The organism is Pseudomonas sp. NFACC56-3, assembly GCF_900100025.1.
GTDB classification, from domain to species: Bacteria; Pseudomonadota; Gammaproteobacteria; order Pseudomonadales; family Pseudomonadaceae; genus Aquipseudomonas; species Aquipseudomonas fluorescens_AA.
Map to the genome: position 1 here is coordinate 75,132 of NZ_FMTK01000026.1, position 7,409 is coordinate 82,540.

The window sequence follows — 7,409 nt, forward strand, 5'->3', positions numbered from 1 at the left end:
CTCGCTCCCACAACGCTTCAAACTGCCGGATTGATCAAAACTTCACTTCAGGGGCTTTTTCGGCATTGGAGCTGGTGGCCTCGAACGTTTCGCGCAGCGGCAGGTCGCTGTACATCACGCTGTGCCACAGGCGGCCCGGGAACGTACGGATCTCGGTGTTGTACTTCTGCACCGCCAGGATGAAGTCGCGGCGTGCCACGGCGATGCGGTTCTCGGTGCCTTCGAGCTGCGATTGCAGCGCCAGGAAATTCTGGTTGGCCTTGAGGTCCGGATAACGCTCGGACACCACCATCAGCCGGCTCAACGCGCCGGTCAACTGGTCCTGGGCCTGTTGGAACTGCTTGAGTTTTTCCGGGTTGTCCAAGGTGCTGGCGTCCACCTGGATCGACGTGGCCTTGGCCCGCGCCTCGATCACCGCGGTCAGGGTTTCCTGCTCGTGCTGGGCGTAGCCCTTGACGGTTTCCACCAGGTTGGGAATCAGGTCGGCACGGCGCTGGTACTGGTTCTGCACCTGACCCCAGGCGGCCTTGGCCTGTTCGTCCAGAGTCGGGATGTTGTTGATACCACAACCGGCCAGCAACGTAGTGAACAGCATCAGGGCCAGCATTCGCAGGCCGGTGCGGTGGTTCAGTCGTAGATTCATCGGGTGACGCTCTCCGTTGCATGCATGGGATAAAACACTGCCACCTATCTCACCGGCGTCTAGGGCATAATCTGCCGCCGCGCTGGATTGAATCGGGTCGATGGGCTAAAAGATGCGCAGTGTGAAACTAAGTTCAGCCCAATGGGTTCGAAAGTGTGCTGTATTTAGCCGAACAACAATAGCCGCTCCTCACATTTTGGCTGACCGGCGTGTCCTGATCACCGCCCTTTAGGCTTGCGAGAAAACTATTCATGAAGAAGCTGTGTTTGCTGGGCCTGTTTGTCAGTCTGGCCAGTCAATCCGTATTAGCCGACAACCTGCCCGCCCCCATAGAGAACAAGGACGCGTTCATCAGCAACCTGATGAAGCAAATGACCCTCGAAGAGAAGATCGGCCAATTGCGCCTGATCAGCATCGGCCCGGAAATGCCCCGGGAGATGATTCGCAAGGAAATCGCCGCCGGCAACATCGGCGGCACGTTCAACTCCATCACCCGCGATGAAAACCGTCCGATGCAGGACGCGGCCATGCGCAGCCGGTTGAAGATCCCGATGTTCTTCGCCTATGACGTGATCCACGGCCACCGCACGATTTTCCCGATCCCCCTGGCCCTGGCCTCGAGCTGGGACATGGACGCCATCTACCATTCCGGGCGCATCGCCGCCCAGGAAGCCGCGGCCGACAGCCTGGACATTACCTTCGCGCCCATGGTCGACATTTCCCGCGACCCACGTTGGGGCCGGACCTCCGAAGGTTTCGGCGAGGACACCTACCTGGTATCGCGCATCGCCGGGGTGATGGTCAAGGCATTCCAGGGCAACGGCGCCAACGCGGCCGACAGCATCATGGCCAGCGTCAAGCACTTCGCCCTCTACGGCGCAGTGGAAGGCGGCCGGGACTACAACACCGTGGACATGAGTCCGCTGAAAATGTACCAGGACTACCTGCCGCCCTACCGCGCCGCCATCGACGCCGGAGCCGGCGGGGTGATGGTCGCGCTGAACTCCATCAACGGCGTGCCCGCCACCGCCAACACCTGGCTGATGAACGACCTGCTGCGCAAGGAATGGGGCTTCAAGGGCCTGGCGGTCAGCGACCACGGCGCCATCTTCGAACTGATCAAGCACGGCGTCGCCAAGGACGGTCGCGAAGCGGCGAAGCTGGCGATCAAGGCCGGCATCGACATGAGCATGAACGACTCGCTCTACGGCAAGGAACTGCCCGGGCTGCTCAAGGCCGGCGAGATCGAACAGAGCGACATCGACAACGCCGTGCGCGAAGTGCTCGCGGCCAAATACGACATGGGCCTGTTCAAGGATCCGTACCTGCGCATCGGCAAGGCCGAGGACGATCCGGCCGACACCTACGCCGAAAGCCGCCTGCACCGCGCCGATGCCCGTGACGTGGCACGCCGCAGCCTGGTCCTGCTGGAAAACCGCAACCAGACCCTGCCCCTGAAGAAGACCGCGAAGATCGCCCTGGTCGGCCCGCTGGCCAAGGCACCGATCGACATGATGGGCAGTTGGGCCGCGGCCGGGCGCCCTGCGCAATCGGTCACCCTGTTCGATGGCATGACTCGCGCCCTGGGGGCCGAGTCGAAGCTGATCTACGCCCGTGGGGCCAACATCACCGCCGACAAGAAGGTGCTCGACTACCTGAACTTCCTCAACTTCGATGCCCCGGAAGTGGTGGATGACCCGCGCCCGGCCCAGGTGCTGATCGACGAAGCGGTGCAAGCCGCCAAGGATGCCGATGTGGTGGTGGCCGCCGTGGGTGAGTCCCGTGGCATGTCCCATGAGTCGTCGAGCCGTACCGAACTGAACATCCCCGCCAGCCAACGCGAGCTGATCAAGGCCCTGAAGGCCACCGGCAAGCCGCTGGTGCTGGTGCTGATGAATGGCCGTCCGCTGTCGTTGCTGGAAGAAAAGCAGCAGGCCGATGCGATCCTGGAAACCTGGTTCAGCGGCACCGAAGGTGGCAACGCCATCGCGGACGTGCTGTTCGGCGACTACAACCCGTCGGGCAAGCTGCCGATCACCTTCCCACGCTCGGTGGGGCAGATTCCGACCTACTACAACCACCTGAGCATTGGCCGGCCGTTCACGCCGGGCAAGCCGGGCAACTACACCTCGCAGTATTTCGATGACACCACCGGCCCGCTCTATCCGTTCGGCTACGGCCTGAGCTACACCGAGTTCAGCCTGTCGGACATGGCCCTGTCATCGACCACGCTGAACAAGACTGGCAGGCTCGATGCCAGCGTGACCCTGGAAAACACCGGCAAGCGTGACGGCGAAACCGTGGTGCAGTTGTACATCCAGGACGTGACCGGTTCGATCATTCGTCCGGTGAAAGAGCTGAAGAACTTCCGCAAGGTGATGCTCAAGGCCGGCGAGAAGAAAGTCATCCACTTCACCATCACCGAAGACGACCTGAAGTTCTACAACGCTCAACTCAAGTACGGGGCTGAACCGGGCAAGTTCAACGTGCAGATCGGCCTGGATTCCCAGGACGTGAAGCAGCAGAGTTTTGAGTTGCTCTGACTCTCAGGCCACGCAAAACCCATGTGGGAGCGGGCTTGCTCGCGATAGCGGCTTAACATTCAACTGAGATGTTGACTGTCAGACCGCCATCGCGAGCAAGCTCGCTCCCACAAGGGCTTGCAGTGAGCCTAGCCCCGCCGATCCAACAGATTCACCACCACCCGATCCACCAACCCCCACACCCGCTGCTTGAACCGCTTCCACAGCGGTCGGCGCTGCCAGGCGTCGAGGCTGACTTGCAGGCTCTGGGCGAAATCCCGTTCGAAACTGGCCGCCACGGCGCTGCTGAGCCTGGAATCCAGGGCTTCCAGATTGGCTTCCAGGTTGAAGCGCAGGTTCCAGTGATCGAAATTGCAGGAGCCGATGCTGACCCAATCATCCACCAACACCATCTTCAGGTGCAGGAAACACGGCTGGTACTCGAAAATCTGCACGCCGGCCCTGAGCAATCGCGGGTAGTAACGGTGCCCGGCGTAGCGCACGGACGGGTGATCCGTGCGCGGGCCGGTCAGCAGCAGGCGCACGTCGATGCCCCGGGCGGCGGCCTTGCGCAAGGAGCGGCGCACGTTCCAGGTCGGCAGGAAATACGGCGTCGCCATCCAGATGCGCTTCTGGCCGCTGTTCAATGCCCGGGACAGCGACTGGAGGATGTCGCGGTGCTGGCGGGCGTCGGCATACGCCACCCGGCCCATGCCTTCGCCCACCGGCGGGACGCGGGGCAGGCGCGGCAAGCCGAAATTGGAGGCCGGCTTCCACGCCCGCCGATGACGGTTGGCAAGCCACTGGCGGTCGAACAGCAACTGCCAGTCGAGCACCAGCGGGCCGACGATTTCCACCATCACCTCATGCCAGTCACTGTGGTCGTCGAGAGGGTTCCAGAATTCATCGGTCACCCCGGTGCCACCGACCACGGCCAGGCGTTGGTCCACCAAGAGCAGCTTGCGGTGATCCCGATAAAGGTTGCGCACCCAGCGGCGCCAGCTCAGGCGATTGTAGAAACGCAACTCCACCCCGGCCTCGGTCAGGCGTTTACGCAGGGCCAGGGTAAACGCCAGGCTGCCATAGTCATCGAACAGGCAGCGCACGCGAACGCCCCGCTCGGCGGCCTGCACCAGTGCCTGGACCATTGCCTCAGCGCAGGCGCCCGCCTCCACCAGATACAGCTCCAGCTCGACCTGCTCCTGGGCACGGGCGATTTCCACCAGCATGCGTGGGAAGAACTGTGGGCCGTCGATCAACAGCTCGAAGCGATTGCCTTCACGCCAGGGAAAGACCGGGCCGCCCATGTCAGCGCGCCGTGAAGATCAGCACCGCATTCACCGGCACCGACAGACTGATGGCCGACAGCCCGGCCAGGTGGCGCAGCTTTTCCAGGCCCGGCGCCAGATCGAAATCCGCCGCGTTGAGCACCACCGGCTCCAAGGTCACCACTTGGAAGCGGCGCTCATCCAGACGCGTCGCCAGCAGTTCGACAGGGTACTCATGCTGCTTGCCATGCAGGTTCACCGTCAGCGGCAGGCGCAACTCCAACTGCGCGCCGTTGGCCAGGTCCTGGATCGGCGCCAGGTCGATCTTGGCGGTAACGGCGGCTTCGGCGAATTGCTTGATCTGGAACAACTCGGCGCGCATGCGCTCGTCCCGCAGGGGAATGCCGCTGTTGATGGATTCCAGCTCCACTTCCAGGCGCGCCAAGCCGTCGGGCTGGACTTGGCCGTGCAGCACCAGGAAACGCTGGACCTCGGAAACGTTGCCGTTTTTGCTGCTGATAAACGACAACCGCGACGACTCGCCGTCCAGGTACCAGTCGGCCTGGGCCGGCAGCGCTGCGCAGGCCAGCAGCAAGCTGGCGACCGCGTGAGGAAAAAACCGCTTGAACATACACACTCGGGGGGCAGATAAACCTGTGGCGAACCTTAACCGGGCCGAGGGCGCTTGCAAACAGTCTGTTTCAACAACTGTACCTGCTCGCCACAACAGCGGTCGTTGCAGGCCAATCTCAAGGCTCCAACCGACACCCCTGCCGCTCCCCCAACCATTGCGCACTGTGGCTGCGCCCCAATCCACTGACGGTGACGCGCTTGGCTTCAGGGGTTTCGAGAAAATCGCGGGTGGGCACTGACTGCTTCACATAACCTCGACAATATTCGACCGGTTGCTGCATCACATAGCGGCATGAGCAGTATTCCTTGGCGGTGTAGGCACTGATGATGTCGGGGAAGGCCCGCAATGCCACCCGCTCCAGCCAGACCCAACTGAACAGGGCAATGAGTAGCGCCGACAGCAAGGTCAGCAAGATTTTGTGCCTCATGGCTGCACCTTCCCGGCGAACGTCGCCATGACGCGCTTGAGCAATTCGTTATGGCGATAGCTCCCGTCGCGGTCGTCGCCGTAGCGCACGATCACCAGTCTGGCGCTGGGGATGACGTACAGCGCCTGGCCCCAATGGCCCAGTGCGGCGAAAGTATCCGGCGGCGCATCGGGCCAGGGGTGGAGCGTCGGATCGGCGCCGCGGTTGAGCCACCAGTGCCCGCCCGGCACGGCTTCGTCCTGGCCGGCCTGGAAGTGCACGAACGGTTCGCGGCTGAACGCGACCCAATCCTTGGGGATCAGTTGCCGTTCGCCCCAGCGGCCGTCCCGTTGCATCAACAACCCGACACGCGCCAGGTCCCGCGCCGTGAGGTAGGCATAGGACGATCCCACGAACGTGCCGCTGGCGTCGGTTTCCCAAGTCGCGTGGCGGATGCCCAGGGGCTCGAACAGGGCCGTCCAGGGATAATCGGGATAACGTACCGCACCGACGATGCTTTTCAGGGCCGCCGCCAACAGGTTGCTGTCACCGCTGGAATAACGAAACGCCTGCCCCGGGGGGCTGAAGCTTTCATGCCGCGCGGTAAACGCCGCCATGTCATGACGCCCGCGGGTGTAGAGCATCGCCACCACCGAGGACTTGAGCGGCGCGTATTCGTAGTCCTCCTGCCAGTCCAGGCCAGACGCCCAGTGGAAAAGATCGGCCAGGGTCAGGCCCGGATGCCGGTTCAGGGGTGGGAAGTACTTGGCTGCAGGATCGTCCAGGGCAAAGCGCTGTTCACCGTAGGCCACGCCGAACACCGTCGCCAGCAGGCTTTTGCTGATGGACCAGGTCAGGTGCGGGGTCTGGGCGGTGGTCGGTCCGGCGTAGCGTTCATAGACCAGTCGACCGTCCTGGATCACCAGCAGCGCATCGGTGCGGATGCCCTCACGGCTGGCATCGTCCCGGGGTGGGAAGGCGTAGTGTTCCAAGGCTTCGATGGCCGGCCCGCTCGGGGTCGGGCCGCTTGGCCATTGCTCGCCGGGCCAGTCTTCGGCCTGGACGCTCAGGTTGAATATCAGCAGCGGGATCAGGAACCAGCCTTTGGACATGCTTGGGGCTCGCAGGGTTTAACCTTCAGAGCCTATGCAGACTTGATGACAATTTGAGTTTGTATGCCCCCTGTGGGAGCGAGCTTGCTCGCGATAGCGCCGGATCAGCAACAATGATGTTGGCTGACACTGCGCCATCGCGAGCAAGCTCGCTTGTATGGTAGGACTTGAAGGGGGGAGGAGGGACAAAGCTCGATTCTGACTGTTAGCCGCAGTACAGACCGTGGGAGATTTCACCCCTCCTCCTTTCACCCAAGCGCCGATAAAGAATGCATCTGGCCTAGACCGACGATAGGAACAAGCCTGCGCCTCTGGGTGAACCCTTCAAGTGTTCAAACCTTAGCCCGGAGGATTTTCAATGGCAATGCCGGTTTCTGTCGCAAAGCCGATCGTGGGTGTTGATGTCGCCAAAGATGAGTTGGTGATTTATCACGCAGAAACAGATCGACTGGAAGCGCTCCCCAACACCAAGGCAGCGATCAAGAAGTGGCTCAAGGAATTGTCCGCGCCAGTGGATGTCGCCATCGAAGCCACCAATATCTATCATCAGGAATTCGCCGACCTGGCTTATGCGCAAGGCTGTGTGATCTACATGATCGGTGGCTACGAGCTCAGCCATTACCGCAAAGGTGTGAAAGTTCGCGCTAAAACCGATGCGCTGGATGCTCGGTTGTTGGCTCGCTACTTGAACAACGAAGGCCACCAGTTGCACCCGTGGACCCCGCCATCGCCCTTGTATTGCCGGCTTATAAGCCTCTTCCGGCGTCGGGCAGCCTTGGTCCAGGCGCGTGTCAGCCTCAAGCAAAGTTGGTCCAACGAACCGT

At 62.1% G+C, this 7,409-nt stretch carries 7 protein-coding genes; 2 read left to right on the forward strand and 5 right to left on the reverse strand.

The genetic code is table 11. The features are described from left to right. Nucleotides 1–34 precede the first annotated feature (34 nt). Nucleotides 35–643 (reverse strand): LemA family protein, encoded by a 609-nt coding sequence (locus tag BLO80_RS25965; protein WP_092332783.1) that lies wholly within the window; start codon nucleotides 641–643, stop codon nucleotides 35–37. A 251-nt stretch (nucleotides 644–894) separates the two neighbouring features. Here BLO80_RS25965 and bglX point away from each other — a divergent pair, with 251 nt between their 5' ends. Then, complete coding sequence (bglX, locus tag BLO80_RS25970) at nucleotides 895–3,186, forward strand: beta-glucosidase BglX (RefSeq protein WP_092332785.1); 2,292 nt, start codon at nucleotides 895–897, stop codon at nucleotides 3,184–3,186. 128 nt (nucleotides 3,187–3,314) lie between these two features. Here bglX and BLO80_RS25975 read toward each other — a convergent pair whose 3' ends face one another. From BLO80_RS25975 to BLO80_RS25990, 4 genes are all read right to left on the reverse strand, one after another. Further along, nucleotides 3,315–4,472, reverse strand: coding sequence for a phospholipase D-like domain-containing protein (locus BLO80_RS25975; protein ID WP_092332787.1), 1,158 nt, complete (start codon nucleotides 4,470–4,472; stop codon nucleotides 3,315–3,317). Nucleotide 4,473: 1 nt separating this feature from the next. Continuing rightward, nucleotides 4,474–5,064 carry a YceI family protein gene (locus BLO80_RS25980; protein ID WP_092332789.1) on the reverse strand — a complete coding sequence of 197 codons (591 nt, stop codon included), beginning with the start codon at nucleotides 5,062–5,064 and terminating at the stop codon, nucleotides 4,474–4,476. A 118-nt stretch (nucleotides 5,065–5,182) separates the two neighbouring features. After that, nucleotides 5,183–5,494, reverse strand: coding sequence for an amidase (locus tag BLO80_RS25985; RefSeq protein WP_092332791.1), 312 nt, complete (start codon nucleotides 5,492–5,494; stop codon nucleotides 5,183–5,185). Next, entirely contained in the window at nucleotides 5,491–6,585 is a 1,095-nt protein-coding gene (locus BLO80_RS25990; RefSeq protein ID WP_092332793.1) for a serine hydrolase domain-containing protein, read from the reverse strand. Before BLO80_RS25990 ends, BLO80_RS25985 begins: the two co-directional genes overlap by 4 nt. 358 nt (nucleotides 6,586–6,943) lie before the next feature. Between BLO80_RS25990 and BLO80_RS25995 the strand changes: the two genes are divergently transcribed. Then, nucleotides 6,944–7,409, forward strand: a 466-nt coding sequence (locus BLO80_RS25995; RefSeq protein WP_139197122.1) for an IS110 family transposase, incomplete at its 3' end; no start/stop codon positions are given.

Excerpts from the sequence above, each read along its gene's own strand:
- BLO80_RS25965 (WP_092332783.1), bottom strand. The coding sequence starts at position 643 with ATGAATCTACGACTGAACCACCGCACCGGCCTGCGAATGCTGGCCCTG.
- bglX (WP_092332785.1), top strand. The coding sequence starts at position 895 with ATGAAGAAGCTGTGTTTGCTGGGCCTGTTTGTCAGTCTGGCCAGTCAA.
- BLO80_RS25975 (WP_092332787.1), bottom strand. The coding sequence starts at position 4,472 with ATGGGCGGCCCGGTCTTTCCCTGGCGTGAAGGCAATCGCTTCGAGCTG.
- BLO80_RS25980 (WP_092332789.1), bottom strand. The coding sequence starts at position 5,064 with ATGTTCAAGCGGTTTTTTCCTCACGCGGTCGCCAGCTTGCTGCTGGCC.
- BLO80_RS25985 (WP_092332791.1), bottom strand. The coding sequence starts at position 5,494 with ATGAGGCACAAAATCTTGCTGACCTTGCTGTCGGCGCTACTCATTGCC.
- BLO80_RS25990 (WP_092332793.1), bottom strand. The coding sequence starts at position 6,585 with ATGTCCAAAGGCTGGTTCCTGATCCCGCTGCTGATATTCAACCTGAGC.